This window comes from Massilia rubra, from assembly GCF_011682065.1.
Lineage (GTDB): Bacteria > Pseudomonadota > Gammaproteobacteria > Burkholderiales > Burkholderiaceae_D > Telluria_A > Telluria_A rubra.
On sequence record NZ_VUYU01000076.1, the window covers coordinates 1 to 1021 of the forward strand.

At 49.7% G+C, this 1021-nt stretch carries 1 rRNA gene; it reads right to left on the reverse strand.

What is annotated here, in order from left to right:
• Nucleotides 1–1021 (reverse strand): 23S ribosomal RNA (locus tag F0185_RS34040); the annotation flags it as partial.

Here is a 1021-nt window from a genome sequence, read left to right on the forward strand (position 1 = left end):
ATATCCGCAGCTTCGGTGACTGGCTTAGCCCCGTTACATCTTCCGCGCAGGACGACTCGATCAGTGAGCTATTACGCTTTCTTTAAATGATGGCTGCTTCTAAGCCAACATCCTGACTGTTTTAGCCTTCCCACTTCGTTTTCCACTTAGCCAATCTTTGGGACCTTAGCTGGCGGTCTGGGTTGTTTCCCTCTTGACGCCGGACGTTAGCACCCGACGTCTGTCTCCCAAGCTCGCACTCATCGGTATTCGGAGTTTGCAATGGTTTGGTAATTCGCAATGAACCCCTAGCCATAACAGTGCTCTACCCCCGATGGTGATACTTGAGGCACTACCTAAATAGTTTTCGGAGAGAACCAGCTATTTCCAAGTTTGTTTAGCCTTTCACCCCTACCCACAGCTCATCCCCTAATTTTTCAACATTAGTGGGTTCGGACCTCCAGGGCGTGTTACCGCACCTTCATCCTGGCCATGAGTAGATCACTTGGTTTCGGGTCTACACCCAGCGACTGTCGCCCTATTCGGACTCGATTTCTCTACGGCTTCCCTATACGGTTAACCTTGCCACTGAATGTAAGTCGCTGACCCATTATACAAAAGGTACGCAGTCACGGAACAAGTCCGCTCCTACTGTTTGTATGCACACGGTTTCAGGATCTATTTCACTCCCCTTCCGGGGTTCTTTTCGCCTTTCCCTCACGGTACTGGTTCACTATCGGTCGATTACGAGTATTTAGCCTTGGAGGATGGTCCCCCCATATTCAGACAGGATTTCTCGTGTCCCGCCCTACTTGTCGCACGCTTAGTTCCACACATCGCATTTCGTATAAGGGGCTATCACCCTCTATGGCCGGAGTTTCCAATCCGTTCTACTATGCGTCATGCTAAAACGTGCAGGCTCATCCCATTTCGCTCGCCACTACTTTGGGAATCTCGGTTGATTTATTTTCCTGCAGCTACTTAGATGTTTCAGTTCGCCGCGTTCGCTTTGCATACCTATGTATTCAGTATGCAATGACCT